This is a genomic window from Streptomyces sp. NPDC023157 (genome assembly GCF_055560575.1).
The window spans coordinates 685,530-698,680 of the sequence record NZ_JBVHIL010000004.1 but is presented as its reverse complement, the minus strand read 5'-3'; the positions used below and the strand labels follow the sequence as shown (position 1 = coordinate 698,680).

The 13,151-nt window shown below is 72.5% G+C and carries 18 protein-coding genes and 1 pseudogene; 8 read left to right on the top strand and 11 right to left on the bottom strand.

Translation table 11 applies throughout. The features are described from left to right. The first annotated feature begins 5 nt into the window (after nucleotides 1-5). From ACZ3ZE_RS18335 to ACZ3ZE_RS18325, 3 genes are read left to right on the top strand one after another with little or no spacing between them, the layout of a single operon-like run. Nucleotides 6-755 (top strand): hypothetical protein, encoded by a 750-nt coding sequence (locus ACZ3ZE_RS18335; protein WP_361621087.1) that lies wholly within the window; start codon nucleotides 6-8, stop codon nucleotides 753-755. Next, nucleotides 749-1,048, top strand: coding sequence for an RNase A-like domain-containing protein (locus ACZ3ZE_RS18330; protein WP_361165236.1), 300 nt, complete (start codon nucleotides 749-751; stop codon nucleotides 1,046-1,048). The genes ACZ3ZE_RS18335 and ACZ3ZE_RS18330 overlap by 7 nt, the downstream gene beginning before the upstream one ends. Before the next feature lie 16 nt (nucleotides 1,049-1,064). Beyond that, nucleotides 1,065-1,724 (top strand): contact-dependent growth inhibition system immunity protein, encoded by a 660-nt coding sequence (locus ACZ3ZE_RS18325; RefSeq protein WP_467259751.1) that lies wholly within the window; start codon nucleotides 1,065-1,067, stop codon nucleotides 1,722-1,724. On the opposite strand, the gene ACZ3ZE_RS18320 is transcribed toward ACZ3ZE_RS18325, so the two are convergent. After that, a complete protein-coding gene (locus ACZ3ZE_RS18320; protein WP_467259749.1) occupies nucleotides 1,721-3,151 on the bottom strand; it encodes an FAD-binding oxidoreductase in 1,431 nt (476 codons plus the stop codon). The genes ACZ3ZE_RS18325 and ACZ3ZE_RS18320 overlap by 4 nt on opposite strands. Before the next feature lie 106 nt (nucleotides 3,152-3,257). Here ACZ3ZE_RS18320 and ACZ3ZE_RS18315 point away from each other — a divergent pair, with 106 nt between their 5' ends. Next, a complete protein-coding gene (locus tag ACZ3ZE_RS18315; protein ID WP_361165245.1) occupies nucleotides 3,258-3,797 on the top strand; it encodes a hypothetical protein in 540 nt (179 codons plus the stop codon). 29 nt (nucleotides 3,798-3,826) lie between these two features. On the opposite strand, the pseudogene ACZ3ZE_RS18310 reads toward ACZ3ZE_RS18315, so the two are convergent. The 5 genes and pseudogenes from ACZ3ZE_RS18310 to ACZ3ZE_RS18290 form a co-directional block, all read right to left on the bottom strand. Then, nucleotides 3,827-4,006 (bottom strand): annotated as a pseudogene (locus ACZ3ZE_RS18310) (hypothetical protein); the annotation flags it as partial. Nucleotides 4,007-4,110: 104 nt separating this feature from the next. Continuing rightward, a complete protein-coding gene (gene tpx / locus ACZ3ZE_RS18305) occupies nucleotides 4,111-4,611 on the bottom strand; it encodes a thiol peroxidase (RefSeq protein WP_361165248.1) in 501 nt (166 codons plus the stop codon). A gap of 154 nt (nucleotides 4,612-4,765) precedes the next feature. Further along, nucleotides 4,766-5,470, bottom strand: a complete 705-nt coding sequence (locus tag ACZ3ZE_RS18300; RefSeq protein WP_361165251.1) for a TetR/AcrR family transcriptional regulator — start codon at nucleotides 5,468-5,470, stop codon at nucleotides 4,766-4,768. Nucleotides 5,471-5,663: 193 nt separating this feature from the next. Further along, on the bottom strand, nucleotides 5,664-6,779 hold the full coding sequence (locus ACZ3ZE_RS18295; RefSeq protein ID WP_467259746.1) for an MFS transporter: 1,116 nt from the start codon (nucleotides 6,777-6,779) through the stop codon (nucleotides 5,664-5,666). After that, on the bottom strand, nucleotides 6,776-7,642 hold the full coding sequence (locus tag ACZ3ZE_RS18290) for a pirin family protein (protein ID WP_467259744.1): 867 nt from the start codon (nucleotides 7,640-7,642) through the stop codon (nucleotides 6,776-6,778). Before ACZ3ZE_RS18290 ends, ACZ3ZE_RS18295 begins: the two co-directional genes overlap by 4 nt. A gap of 87 nt (nucleotides 7,643-7,729) precedes the next feature. Here ACZ3ZE_RS18290 and ACZ3ZE_RS18285 point away from each other — a divergent pair, with 87 nt between their 5' ends. After that, entirely contained in the window at nucleotides 7,730-8,500 is a 771-nt protein-coding gene (locus ACZ3ZE_RS18285) for an MBL fold metallo-hydrolase (protein ID WP_363292351.1), read from the top strand. Between the two features lie 82 nt (nucleotides 8,501-8,582). Here ACZ3ZE_RS18285 and ACZ3ZE_RS18280 read toward each other — a convergent pair whose 3' ends face one another. Beyond that, entirely contained in the window at nucleotides 8,583-9,149 is a 567-nt protein-coding gene (locus ACZ3ZE_RS18280; RefSeq protein WP_361165263.1) for a GNAT family N-acetyltransferase, read from the bottom strand. A 132-nt stretch (nucleotides 9,150-9,281) separates the two neighbouring features. Between ACZ3ZE_RS18280 and ACZ3ZE_RS18275 the strand changes: the two genes are divergently transcribed. Beyond that, on the top strand, nucleotides 9,282-9,896 hold the full coding sequence (locus ACZ3ZE_RS18275; protein ID WP_467259742.1) for a DUF3995 domain-containing protein: 615 nt from the start codon (nucleotides 9,282-9,284) through the stop codon (nucleotides 9,894-9,896). A 56-nt stretch (nucleotides 9,897-9,952) separates the two neighbouring features. Here ACZ3ZE_RS18275 and ACZ3ZE_RS18270 read toward each other — a convergent pair whose 3' ends face one another. From ACZ3ZE_RS18270 to ACZ3ZE_RS18260, 3 genes are all read right to left on the bottom strand, one after another. Beyond that, nucleotides 9,953-10,525, bottom strand: coding sequence for a dihydrofolate reductase family protein (locus ACZ3ZE_RS18270; RefSeq protein WP_442303702.1), 573 nt, complete (start codon nucleotides 10,523-10,525; stop codon nucleotides 9,953-9,955). Between the two features lie 64 nt (nucleotides 10,526-10,589). Further along, entirely contained in the window at nucleotides 10,590-10,790 is a 201-nt protein-coding gene (locus ACZ3ZE_RS18265) for a DUF397 domain-containing protein (RefSeq protein ID WP_467259739.1), read from the bottom strand. Next, on the bottom strand, nucleotides 10,771-11,622 hold the full coding sequence (locus ACZ3ZE_RS18260) for a helix-turn-helix domain-containing protein (protein WP_467259738.1): 852 nt from the start codon (nucleotides 11,620-11,622) through the stop codon (nucleotides 10,771-10,773). Before ACZ3ZE_RS18260 ends, ACZ3ZE_RS18265 begins: the two co-directional genes overlap by 20 nt. A gap of 119 nt (nucleotides 11,623-11,741) precedes the next feature. Here ACZ3ZE_RS18260 and ACZ3ZE_RS18255 point away from each other — a divergent pair, with 119 nt between their 5' ends. Both ACZ3ZE_RS18255 and ACZ3ZE_RS18250 read left to right on the top strand, forming a co-directional pair. Then, entirely contained in the window at nucleotides 11,742-11,942 is a 201-nt protein-coding gene (locus ACZ3ZE_RS18255; protein ID WP_363292355.1) for a hypothetical protein, read from the top strand. After that, complete coding sequence (locus ACZ3ZE_RS18250; protein ID WP_467259736.1) at nucleotides 11,939-12,295, top strand: ATP-binding protein; 357 nt, start codon at nucleotides 11,939-11,941, stop codon at nucleotides 12,293-12,295. Before ACZ3ZE_RS18255 ends, ACZ3ZE_RS18250 begins: the two co-directional genes overlap by 4 nt. A gap of 20 nt (nucleotides 12,296-12,315) precedes the next feature. Here the strand turns inward: ACZ3ZE_RS18250 and ACZ3ZE_RS18245 are convergent, their stop codons facing one another. Next, nucleotides 12,316-12,987: a DUF4097 family beta strand repeat-containing protein gene (locus tag ACZ3ZE_RS18245; RefSeq protein WP_467259735.1), complete on the bottom strand. Its 672-nt coding sequence runs from the start codon at nucleotides 12,985-12,987 to the stop codon at nucleotides 12,316-12,318. Nucleotides 12,988-13,151 lie beyond the last annotated feature (164 nt).

The window sequence follows — 13,151 nt, the reverse complement described above, 5'->3', positions numbered from 1 at the left end:
CGCCCGTGCACCAGATCCACTTCCGGTACGCCGCCGCGCGTACCCTCCTCGCCCCCTTCTTCTACGGCGCCACCCCCGGTATCCCCTCCGACCGGGACGCGCGGGAGGTCGCGCTCCAGGCTCCGCTGCGGGTCCTGTTCGACCGGTCCGAGCGTGGTGGCGTGACGGTGTACGAGGCGGCAGAGGAGGTCCGGGCACTGGCCGAGGCCGTCGCGGTGGGTGCGGCCGGGGCCGCCCGGATGCCCCGGGACCTCTGGGAACTGGCCATGCGATCCGGCCCCGGAGGGGAACCCGCGACGCTCAGGGACATCGCCGAGTACGTGGACACGTGGCAAGCTGCCATGGATCGGAAACTCCTCGCCGCTGTACCGACCGTCTGGGAACTGGAGCGGCGTTTCCCCCAGCTCGGGAACATGCTCCGCCCGTATTTCGGCCAGGACGGCATCGCTCTGGAGGACGAGGACCTGTCCGACGAGGACGGCATCGGTCTGTACGTCGCGAACTGGCACCTGGTCGGCACCTGCCTGTGGCACTTCCCCCTCGTCGTCGCCGAATGCGCCGAAGCCCTCGCCCTCTTCCAGGACGACGCCACCCTCCGCCGCTTCTTCGCCGACGAGCTCGGTCTCGGCTCCGGCTCGCACACGTCCTGGTCCGCCTGGCTGACCTTGATCTCCGAGGTCCTGACCACCCACCTGCGCCAGGAGCACGGCCCGTGTTCCTGGACCTCCGGCCGAGAGGGGCACTCCCCGTGCTGACACGTTCCGCCGCCTACCCGGACCGGGAGACCGCGCACTGGGCCACCCAGGCCGTGGTCTCGCAGAACGAGCAGGTGGTGCACCGGTGGCTGACGCGGCCGGACCGCGCGCGGCTCACCATCGAGGCGTACTGGCCGTCCCGCGCCGAGCCGGTCGGGCAGGTGCTGCTCCAGGGGGAGATGCTGGCCGGGCACGGGCCGGTGGACGTGCGGGCCGCCCGCGTGATCCTGAAGCGCGACCCGGAGCATCCGCTCGGGTTCACCGTGCACGCCACCTTCCCGATCTACCCGTGACAGGAGACCGCCTCCCATGCCGCTGACCCCGCTCCAGCACGACCCCCGGTACGGGGAGATGGACCAGGTCCTCCGGGCGTACGCCGGCCAGCGTGCCGACGACACCGAGGAGAAGCCGAGCGTGGCGCTGACCGCGTACCTGCGCCACACCTGGCACAGCAGGCCGTGGGCGGTCGGGATCGCCGAGAGCCAGCTGCGCGAGTACGCCCGGAATCCTCCGGGGCCGCTGCTGCTGCGCCTCGGCGAGGTGTACCCGCTGCCCGATCCGGGGCTCGACGGGGCCGGGATCCAGGCCTGGCTGCTCACCGTGGCCGGGCATCTGCGCCGCTGCCTCGCGGAGGGCGACATGCCGCCGCCCGGGGCGCCGCAGACCCGCTGGGAGTGGCAGGCCCGGTTCCCCGAGCTCGGGCAGCTGCTCGGCGGCTGGTTCTCCCAGGATCACGGCGTGGAGTTCCAGGACCACGAGGAGGCCCTGCGGGACTACCTGGAGGTCACGGACCCGTCGCTGGCGGCCCGGCTGTGCGGGGAGGTGTACGAGCTGCTGGCGCTGCGGCTGGACGAGGCGGAGTACGCGTACGGGCTGTCCCTGCTGGGCCTGGAGGTGGACCCGCCCGCCCCGTACACCCACGGCGCCTGGCTGGGGATCATCGCGGAGGAGGTCCTGCGGGGCCGCTAGCCCCGGCTCTTCCGGCTCGCCTGGCTCTCCTGGCTCCCCTGGTTCTCCGCCGGTCCGATGTTCTGGTTGTGGTGGAACACGTTGTCCGGGTCGTACGTCCGCTTCACGTCGGCCAGCCGGTCGTAGTGTCCGCGGTAGGTGGCCCGGACGCGGGCGTCGGGTTCGTCGGCGCCGAGGAAGTTCACGTACGCGCCGCCCATCGAGTGCGGGTGCAGGGCGTCCCAGTAGCCGACGGCCCAGTCGCGGATGCGGTCCGCGTCGGAGGGCTGCGGGCTGATGCCGCCGATCACGCCGGACCAGATGGCGTCGCGGTAGGCCCAGGCCGTGTCCATGGGGCCGGGGCGGTGGGCGGCGCCGTCGACCGGGTACAGGTGCATGGTGGAGAGCTCGGTGGGGAGGTTCTCCAGGAAGGTGCGGTGCACGTCGATCGCGCCGTCGGTGACGCGGTCGAAGAAGTCGCCGCGCCAGTACCACTGCAGGCCCTTCGGGATGAGTTCGTCGAACATCGTCTGGAGGGCGGGGTACGGAATCGGTGTCGCGAAGTGGAAGGCGGGCGGCGCCGGTTCGGTGACCGCGGCGAAGGTCCGGTTCAGTTCCTCCTCGTCCGGCGAGCCCGTGAAGCACCACACCACGCCGCACATCTTCTTCCCGTGGATCTCCTCCGGGAACGGCGGCCCGGGCGGCACCGCCAGGATCGCGAAGAAACCGTTCAGCGTCTCGGGTGCCGCCGGCAGGAACTCCCGGTACCAGCGCAGCACCGCCCCGATCTGCTCCGGCTCCCACAGTGTGACCGCGAGGCCCACGGTGTCCACCGGATGCAGCCCATACGTGAAGGAGGTCACCGCCCCGAAGTTTCCGCCGCCGCCGCGCAACGCCCAGTACAGCTCCGGGTGTTCCTCCGCCGACGCCGTCACGAACGAGCCGTCCGCGAGGACCACGTCGGCCGCGAGGAGACTGTCGATCGTCAGCCCGTACGCACGCGTCAGATGCCCGTGCCCGCCGCCCAGGGTCAGCCCGCCGACGCCGGTCGTCGACATGATCCCGGCCGGTACGCCGAGCCCGAAGCCGTGCGCCTCGTGGTCCAGGTCGCCGAGTTGGCTGCCGCCGCCCACCCGGGCCGTCCGGGCCTCCGGATCCACCCGTACCCAGCGCATCGCCGACAGGTCGAGCAGCAGCGAACCGTCCGCCAGGCACAGCCCGCCACCGCTGTGGCCGCCGCCGCGCACCGCCAGGTCCATGCCGCTCTCGCGGGCGTACCGCACCACCGCCCGCACGTCCGTCACGTCCGCGCACCGGGCGATCACCGCGGGCCGCCGGTCGATCATCGCGTTGTAGATGGTGCGGGCCTCGTCGTACCCGGGGTCCTGCGGGCCGATCACCTCGCCGCGCAACGCCTCGCGCAGCGTCTCCACAGCCGTACCGGCCATGACCACTCCTTCAGGGCACCCCTGTCGGCCGGCCGTGCTACCCCTTCAGTCTGCCCCTCGGCGTGGCACCCCGCCTCCCGGGTCGCCGCCTCGGCATCCTTGCGCCATGACCGACAGCGAGGAAGCCGTCCGGACCTCCGCCCGCGGCTGGCTCACGCTCCAGCTGGCCGCCCTCGGCTTCGTGGGGGTGTGCGGCGCGTTGAAGGCCGGCGGCGGCCCCGGGTCCCCGGCGCCCCGCGGCGTCGAGGCGGTCGCGGGCGTCCTGGTCCTGCTCGCCCTGCTGCTCGCCGTCCTCGCGGTCTATCTCGTCGGCCGCACCGCCTGGCCGCACGCGGTGGGCCCCGACGACCCGGACCGCGCCGCCCGCCGCCTGCGCACCGGCCTCGTCCTCACCTTCGCGACCGTCCTGCTGACCGCCGTCGCCGCCACCAGCTCCTGGTGGCCGTCCCCGGACACGGCGACCGCCCCGGCCACCCCGGCGGCGGGGCCCGTCGAGGTGCAGGTCGGCACCTCCACGGGCAGCCTGTGCGGCGAACTCGGCCGGGGCAGCGGCGCGTTGACCCTGATCGTCCAGGGCCGCACGGTCGACGTCCCGCTCAGCGACGTGACGTCGGTGACGCCTGTCGCCGACTGCGGGAGCGTGTGACGGCCGCGACGGACCGCGAGGCGGGGCCGCCACGACCGGTCGGACAGCAGCGAGCCGACGCTGAGGAACGAGCCGACCGACCCGATCGAGAAGGCCGACCCGACGGACCCGATGGACATGAAGGACCCGACCGATCCGATCGACAGGAACGAGCCCTTCGACCAGAGGGACAGGAACGAGTCGTTTCCCTTGCTTCCTGTGCGTCCCATGGTCCGATCGTACGAGCACGGGGGCCGCCACGACGTGTGCGTCGTGACGGCCCCCGTGCGCGGTTGGACCCGGTTGGACCCGGTTGGACCCGGTTGGACTCGGTTTACTTCAGGGCGGCGAGGGCCGCGTCGTAGTTCGGCTCCTCGGCGATCTCGTTGACGAGCTCCACGTGGAGGACCTTGTCGTTCTCGTCGAGGACGACGACGGCGCGGGCGGTCAGGCCGGCCAGCGGGCCGTCGGCGAGGTCCACGCCGTAGTTGGTGTGGAACTCGCGGCCACGGAGGGTGGAGAGGTTCTTCACGTTCTCCAGGCCCTCGGCGCCGCAGAAGCGGGCCTGGGCGAAGGGGAGGTCCGCGGAGATGCAGAGCACCACGGTGTTGTCGAGGCCGGACGCCACGGTGTTGAACTGGCGGACCGAGCTCGCGCAGGTCGGGGTGTCGACGCTGGGGAAGATGTTGAGGACCTTGCGCTGACCGGCGAAGTCCTTGAGCGAACGGTCCGCGAGGCCCTCGCCGACCAGGTTGAACTGCGGGGCGTCGCTGCCCACGGCGGGCAGGTCGCCGTTGACCTGTACGGGGTTGCCCTTGAGCGTGACCTGCGCCATGCCTGATCTCCTTCGACGGGTGTTTCGACGGGTAATGCGGGTGAAGCGGGTGATGCTGACGACGGTCCCGATCGTACTGCGCGTGGAATCCGCATCTCGCTGAATGGAACGTGCGAGGGTCGGTCGCCTGTTCCGCGGACCTCTCCTCGCGCCGTCAGGTGCGTGCGTATCCGGCCAGGAAGAGGTCCACGCCCGAGGTGATCTGGCGGGTCAGCTCGGCCTCGTCGACCTCGGTGTCCGGCGCGAAGGTGTGGACGAGCTGGGGCAGGCCGACCGTCGTCGCCACGAGCTGTTGCACGGCGAGCCCCGGGTCGGGCACGTTCAGCGTGCCGCGGGCGTCCAGCGCGGTGACCGCCTCGATCAGCGGGCCGTTGTACATGTCGTACGTGACCCGGTACCAGAGCTGCCCGAGCTGCGGGAAGCGGTCGATCTCGCCGATCACCAGGCGCCGCAGCGACATGATGTCCGGGCGCAGCAGCGTACGGGCCCAGTCGGTCGTGAGCCGGACGAGCGCGGCGCGCAGGTCGGGGGCGTCGGCCAGGCCGGCGCCGGCGGGCTCCACGTCGGCGTACGTCCGGGGCAGCACCCCGCCGATGACGGCGAGGAACAGACGCTCCTTGCTGCCGAAGTGCTTGTAGATGGTCGCCTTGGAGACGCCGGACCGCTGGGTGATCGCGTCCATGGACGCCGCCGAGTACCCCTCGGCCAGGAACTCCGTCAGCGCGGCGTCGATCATCGCCTGGCGCTTGCGGGCGGCGGCGGAGGCGGGGTCGGGGATGACCGGGATGCCGTACGCGTCGAGGACGGCGTGGAGTGCGTCGTCCGGGGCGGACGGATCGGCCGGGGTCTTGGCGCCCATGCGGGGTCCTTCGCGGGGTGACGTGGTGGCGGGGGCGGGGGTCACCGCCAGTATAGGAAGGGCGTGAACTGAACCGTTCGGTACGGGGTGGGTGGGTTCCGTCTGTACGTGTACGGGGTGGGCGGGTTCCGTCTGTACGTGTACGGCGTGGGGCTCAGGCGGGGGTTCCGTCCGTACGTGTACGGGGTGGGGCTCAGGCCGCCACTGCCGCCGCCAGGGCCGGGCCCGCCGCCACGCCCGCCAGGAACGCCAGGTTGAACAGGCCGATCCCCAGACCCTGCCGCTCCTCCCCGAGCCCCCGGGTCGCGGCACCGGTCAGGACGCCCTGGCCGCCCGCCGTCGCGAGGGCGCTCAGGCCGGAGCCGAGCAGCACCGCCACCGGCCACGGGGCGAGGGCCGCGAGCAGCAGTGCCGTCGCCGAGGCGGCGGCCAGCAGCGTCCGGGTCCTGCGCGTCCCGAGCCGGGGCGCCAGACGGATCAGGAGCCAGGACAGCAGCGCTCCGGTCAGGGCGGCGAGCGCGGCGACCGCGCCGGTCCGGACGGGGCTCCAGCCGGTGAGCGCGGAGAAGCGGTGCGGGGCGGCGTACAGGAGCGCGAAGTTGACCGTGGACAGCGCCAGCATGAGTCTGGCGGCGGCCGGGAAGCCGGGGGCGCGGAGTATGTCGAGGGGGCGGACGACGCCGGGGGCCGCGCCAGGGGTGGCGACGCCGGTGCGCGGGGTCGCGCGGCCCGTCAGCCGCAGGACCGGCAGCAGGACGAGGAGGCTCAGCAGGGGCAGCACGAGTGCCGCCTGCCAGCCCGCCGCCCGGGCCACGGCCGCGCCCGCGAAGAGGCCGAGCGTGCCGCCGAGGGCGCTGCCGATGGCGACGATCCCGGACGTACGGCCCGTGCCGTCCCGGCCCGCGAGCTGGAAGGCGGCGACGGTGACCCCGGCGGCCCCGACGGCCTCGACCGTCCGCCCGGCCACGGCGAGCGGCAGCGACCCGGCGGCGAGGACGAGCGCCGCGCCCAGGACGAGGAGCACCCCGGAGGCCCGGACGGTCCCGCCGGGGCCGCGCCGCCCCGCCGTCGCGGAGAGCAGGGGCGTGCCGACCGCCATGCCGACGCCGAACGCGGTCATCAGCCAGGCCGCCGACCCGGCGGAGACGCCGAGTTCCCGCGCGGCGTCCGGCAGCGCGAGGCTCGGCCCGGACACGCCCATGGAGGCAGGCGCGACGAACAGCGCGGGGAGGAGGGCGCGCCAGGCCCGGGGGGTGCGGACCGGGGTGGTCGGGACGGTCGAGGCGGCGGGGGCCGTGGAGGTGGTCATACCGGCATGCGCCCCATCAACCCGTTCGTGAAGTCCTTCTCCGCCTGCCGGAGTTCCGCGGCCGTGTTCATCACGAAGGGGCCGCTGCGGGCGACGGGTTCGCCGATCGGTTCGCCCGCGAGGACCAGCACCTCGGTCGCCGCGCCGGGGGCTTCGACGGTGAAGTGCTCGCCGTCCCGGTCGAGGACCGCGAGGTGTCCGTCGGCGAGGGGCCGGCCGGCGACGGCGGCGTCGCCGGTCAGCACGTACACCATCGCGTTGTGCCCGGCGGGCGCGGTGAACTCGGCGCGTCCGCCCGCCGCGAGGCGCGCGTGGACGACGAGGACCGGGGTGTGGGTCCCGAAGGGTCCGGTCACGCCGTGGCTGCTGCCGGCGAGGACGGTGAGTTCGGCGCCGTCGGGGGTGGTGACGGGCGGCAGGTCGGCGGCTTCGGCGTTCTGGCTGCGGGGCGGGAGGGACTTGAGCCGGGCGGGGAGGTTCACCCAGATCTGCAGCATGTGCTGCCGCCCGCCCGTGGCGAGGAACTCCTCGGTGGGCAGGGCCTCGTGGACGATCCCGGACCCCGCGGTGAGCCACTGCACCCCGCCGCCCCGGACGACGGCGCGGTGGCCGCGGGAGTCGGCGTTGGCGATGTCGCCGTCGAGGACGTACTGGATCGTCTCGAAGCCGCGGTGGGGGTGCGGGGGAGCGCCCTTGGCCTCGCCGGGGGCGAGGTCGATGGGGCCTACCTGATCGACCATCAGGAAGGGGTCGAGGAAGGGGAGTTCGGTGGTGGGGAAGGGGCGGCGTACGGGGAAGCCGGCGCCCTCGTGGGTGTGGAAGGGGCGGGCGACTCGGGTGACGGTGCGCTCGGTGGGTGCCATGCCAAGAATGAACTACACCATTCAGTTCACTGTCAAGACTGAACCGTTTGGTTGACAAGCTGAACCGATCGGTTTAGTTTCCTGGGCATGATGACACCGGTCACCGCCACCTACATCGGCACCGCCACCGTCCTCCTCCGCGTCGGCGGCCTCACCGTCCTCACCGACCCGGCCTTCGACCCGGCGCCCGCCGACTACCCGGCCGCCCGCCCGCTCCACCGCACGGCGGGCCCCGCCCTCACCGCCGACCGGCTGCCGCCCGTCGACCTGGTGCTGCTCTCCCACGACCAGCACGCCGACAACCTCGACCACACCGGCCGCGAGGTCCTCGCCCGCGCGGCCCGCACCCTCACCACCCCGGAGGGCGCCGCCCGCCTCGGCGGCCGGGCGGAGGGCCTGGCCCCCTGGGAGAGCCGCGAGGTCAGCGCCGGCGGCAGCACCGTACGGATCACCGCGACCCCCGCCCGGCACGGCCCGGAAGGCACCGAGCAGGCCACCGGACCGGTCACCGGCTTCGTCGTCGAGTACGAGGGCGGCGCGCTCTACCTCTCCGGCGACACCGTCCGCCACGACGAGCTGACCGAGATCGGCGAACGCTTCGTCCTCGACACCGCCTTCCTCCACTTCGGCGACGCCCACTTCCCGTCCACCGGCGACCGCGCGTTCTCGCTCAGCGCCACCGAGGGCGCCGCCCTCGCCCGCACCCTCGGCGCCCGCACGGTCGTCCCCCTCCACTTCGACTCCTGGGCCCACCTCGCCGAGGACCCGTCCGCCATCACCGCAGCGTTCGCCGCCGACCCACAGCTGGCGGGGACCCTGCGCTGGCTGGAGCCGGGGGTGACGGAGAAACTGGCATGACGGCCCGCCCGGGCGACGCCGGTGACGTCCATGACGACCGCGAAGACGCCGGTCGCCGGGAACAGGCGGCGTCCGCGGAGTTCTAGGGACGGGCCGTGCGCGCGAGCCGCCAGATCCGCAGCCCGTCGGCGTCCAGCCCGGCTTCGGCGAAGCCGAGGCGTGCGGCGACGGCGCCGCTGGCGTGGTTGGCGGCGTCGTGCAGGATCAGCAGCTCGTCGACCCCGGAGAGCCGGAACCCCTCCGCGACCATGGCCGCCGCGGCCCGGGTGGCGATACCCCGCCCGGTGGCGGCGGGATGCAGCCAGTACCCGATCTCGTAGGCCCCCTCGGGCGTGTCCTCATGCCGGTAAAGCCCACAGCTCCCGGCGAACCTCCCGTCCACGCCCACGACATACGAGAACTGCACACCCGCCTCCCAGAGCTCCGCCCGCCCGGCGAGGAACGCGGCCGCATGGGCCCGCGAATGCGCGGCCGCCCACGGCATCCAGGGCCGAAGATGCTCCAACGACTCGTCGATCACCCGCACCCAGGCGTCAAGATCACCCTCGGCGTCGAAGGACCGCAGGACGAGGTCGTCGTCGACACGGATCAGACCGGCGGGGGCACGGGCGGGCGCGCGCGTCGCGGGCGCGGGCTGCGGGAGTTCCATGCGAGGAGGCTCGTACGCGAGGGGGCGTACGGGCAAGGACATTTCGGCGCGCCCCCGAGCTAGCCCGCGCGGGGGAGGCGGATCATCCGCGCGCATGACCTCTCGGCGCCGGGGCCCGCCCAGCATGGAGCCATGACGATCAGGATCCCGACGGACGACACGGGGCGGCGGGCCCCGCGTCCGGCGCCCCTTCCCCGGGCGGGCACGTGGCCGGGACTCGCCGCCGGGGCGTGGGGACTTCTGTTCGCCGTGCCCAGTCTCGTCTGGGCGATGGGCTTCTCGTTCGGTGCGCGGACGACCGTGGCACCGTCCCTGGTGAAGCTGGCCGACGACCGCGTGACGTGGTTCGTGGCCGTGTTGTGGCTGACCGGACTCCTGAAGATCCTCGGCGCCTTGATCGGTATCGGCCTGACCCGCCGGCGCGGCCGGTGGACCGGCCGTCTCCTGGCGCTCTCCGGAGCCGGTGCGGCGGTGCTGCTCGCCTGGCACGGCGCCGTCTTCGTCGTCCACGGAACGCTGGTCGAGACGGGTGCCCGCGCGGTCGCGCCCGACCTGGCGGGCCTCACCCGCTGGTACCTCTGCCTGTGGGGCCCGTGGTTCCTCGCCGGCGGAGCACTCTTCGCCGCCGCGACCCTGCGGTACGTCCGCCGGTTGGACCCGTGCGCCGGGGCGCGCCTCTTCGGTGCCGTGGGGGCGCTGGGCGCGGCGTTCCTGTCCCTGCTGTCGACCGTCACGGGGATCGGCTGACCCCTCCGGGGCGATCGCCGCAGCGCACCGGCAACCGCCCTGACCGGAAGCCCGCGTCAGCGCACCACGTCGAAGACCTGCTTCTGCAGCCCGTTGGCGTACGCCTCGTGCTCGACCAGCTTCAGCTTCTGCACGTCCTTGTCCGTGGTGCTGAACAGGCGCTTGCCCGCGCCCAGCAGCAGCGGGAAGACCAGCAGGTGGTAGCGGTCGATCAGGCCGGCGTCCGACAGCGCCTGGTTCAGGGAGGCGCTGCCGTGGACGATGATCGGCCCGCCCTCGGTCTCCTTCAGCGCGCGGACCTCGTCGAGGGTGCGGAGGATCGTCGTCTCGCCCCAGTTCGACACCAGGTCGTCCTCGGTGAGGGTGGTGGAGACGACGTACTTCGGCATCTCCTTGTACTCGGCGAACTCCGCCATGTCCGGCCACACCCCGCTGAACGCCTCGTAGCTGACCCGCCCCAGCAGCATCGCGGCGGCCTCCTGCTGCTCCCGCCCCTTGATCTCGAACGCCTCGGGCAGGAACTCCGTGTGCTTGAACGTCCAGCCGGAGTTCCGGTACCCGGGCTCGCCGCCGGGGGCCTCGACGACGCCGTCGAGGGAGATGAAGGCGGTGGTGATGAGAGTGCGCATGGCCGGGGTTCCTCCGTGGTGTGTCGTTGCCAGTCGTGAGTGAAGACCGGGGTCCACGGAGAAACTAATCGGTGATCGATGCGACGAAGGGCGCCCACGCTGAGGCGGGGATGAGGAGGACGGGGCCGTTGGGGCGCTTGGAGTCACGGACGGGGACGATGCCGGGGGTGTCGTCCCGCACTTCGAGGCAGTCGCCGCCATCGCCGTTGCTGTAGCTGCTCTTGCGCCAGGCGGCGGCGGTCAGATCAAGGGCGTTGCTGGCCATGTCGGTAGTCCTCAGCCGCTTCTTCGATCAGGGCGAGGGACACCTCCGGCGGCGAGGCGGCGGCCCTCAGCTGATCGTATGCCTTGCGGTACTGCTTCACGAGGGCCGGATCATCGACCGTCTGACCGTGGTACGGCCCCTCCGTGTACATCAGCGGAGGTTCGTCGTCGAACTCCATGAACTTGAACGGCAGGGCAATGAAGGGCCGGGTCGGCGCGTTCCACGGCAGGATCTGTAGAACGACACGCCCCCGCCGTACGAGGGCGGCGATGTGGTCGAGCTGCTCGGCCATGTCCACAGCCGGAATCGTGGGGTTGCGCACCAACGATTCATGGAGGATGACCCAGTACTCGGGTCTCTTCGGCTCGTCGAAGAGCATTGCTTGCTTGAGGCGGGCATCGATCTTGGCCTGCACCTCGTCAGGGGTGTGCAGCGGATGCGTGGAGCGGATGACGGCCTTCGCGTACGTGGCCGTCTGGAGCAGCCCCGGGATGAGGACGTTGCACCACTCCTCGATCACCAACGCCCGCTTCTCTGCCTCAGCGATCGCCGCGAAGTACGCCGCATGCGCACCCTGCTTCGCCTTGCGGACGTCATCGCACCGCCGCGAGAAGAACCCGTCCGTCCCCAGCACCCGGTCCACGTGCTGCGCCAGGTCGCGCGGCATCCGCCGCTTCCCGTGCTCGATCTCGCTCAGATAGGTCACTCCGTAGAAACTGCCCTCCACCAACCCCTCAAGCGTCAGCCCCGCTGCCTCTCTCTTGAAGCGGAGCTCCTTCCCATAGAACTGCGGGACGCTCGCCGAGCCGTCGATCTCCTTGCGCGCAGCCACCGTTGACGGACCGCCTTTCGCACCTTGCGTCGTGGAGCGGGAAACCCTTCCACGGTAGGGCTCGGCGCGGCAGCGTGTGAGGGGTTCGTCACGGCACGCAACGAAAGGCGGAACCCCGCATGACCGACGACATCAGGCCCGACGTCGAGGCCCTCCGTACCGCTCTCGCAGCTCACGGCATCACACTCCCCTCCCTGGGGGTGGATCCGCTGACCCTCGCGGGGCGGACGGTACGGCCCCCGCTCGTCGCGCTGGGCAACTGCAACGTGGCGACTGCACGCCAGCTGGCGGAGGCGTTGCGGAAGGCGGCCGGCGGGTGACGCTGCCGTTCGCGGTCGAGCTGATCGCGGTTCCGAAGGCGGTGCCGGAGGTGCGCCGGATGGTGGAGGGGGACGATCTGCGGCTCTGTGTGAGCGAGTTGCTGACGAACGTCATCCGGCACGTGGGGGAGGGGACGCCGGTCACCGTACGGGTGGAGGCGACGCGGGAGGGGCGGACGCGGGTCGCGGTGACGGATCCGGATCCGAGGGTGTGGCCGGTGCTGCGGGAGGCGGTCGACGGGGCCGAGTCGGGGCGGGGCCTCGGGATCGTGGAGGCGCTGGCGCTGCGGTGGGGCGTGGAGCAGGGGCCGTACGGCAAGACGGTGTGGTGCGAGCTGCGGCGCGCGCCCTGAGGCGCACGCGGGCGCGGGGCTCAGATGCTGCGGGCGGTGATGTCGCCGTACGCGGTGGTCGCGCGGATCGTCAGCTCGGCGTCGGCGCCCACGGTGTTGGCGAGGGCGTTGCTGACGCGGCCGTGGCCGGTGCCGGCGTCGAGGGTGGCGGAGGCGCCACGGGCGGCGGAGACCTCGATGTCGCCCTTCTCGGTGCGGAGGTCGACCGCGCCGCGCACCGCGCCGGTGACCTTGATGTCGCCGCGCATGGTGCGGAGTTCGGCGGGGCCGTTGAGGCGTCCGACGAGGATGTCGCCGTCCTGGACGGTGATGCGGGCGTGGGTGGCCTCGTCCAGCTTGACCTGGCCCTGGGCGGCTTCGAGGGCGACGTCGCCGAGGCGGCCGACGCCGCGCAGGTCGGCGGCGGCGACCTTGGCCTCGACGCGGGAGCCGGCGGGGAGCTGGACGGTGACCTCGACGGCGCCGGAGTTGCCGAAGAGACGGTTCTCGGGGGCGGCGGCCTTGATCTGGAGGACGCCGTCGGTGAAGGCGACCTGGACGCGCTCGGCGGCCTTGACGTCGCGGCCCTTGCCGGCGTTGGCGGGGCGGATGTCGACGGTGGCGTCCTTGCGGTCGGCGGCGATGAGCTGGACGCGGCCGGCGGGGATGTCGAGGACGGCGGTGATGGGGGCGGTGGTGGCGAAGCTCTGCATGGTTTTCTGCTCCTGTGGAGTGGCGTTCCGGTGTCTTTCTGACATGAGAAACGCTACGTTGCGTTCGGTGGGAGCGCAACAAGAACGTTGCGTGCGGCGATGATTGGCCCAGTTCAGAGCCTTGAAATCGTTGCAACAGGCGTCCTGCTAACGCAACATCTGCC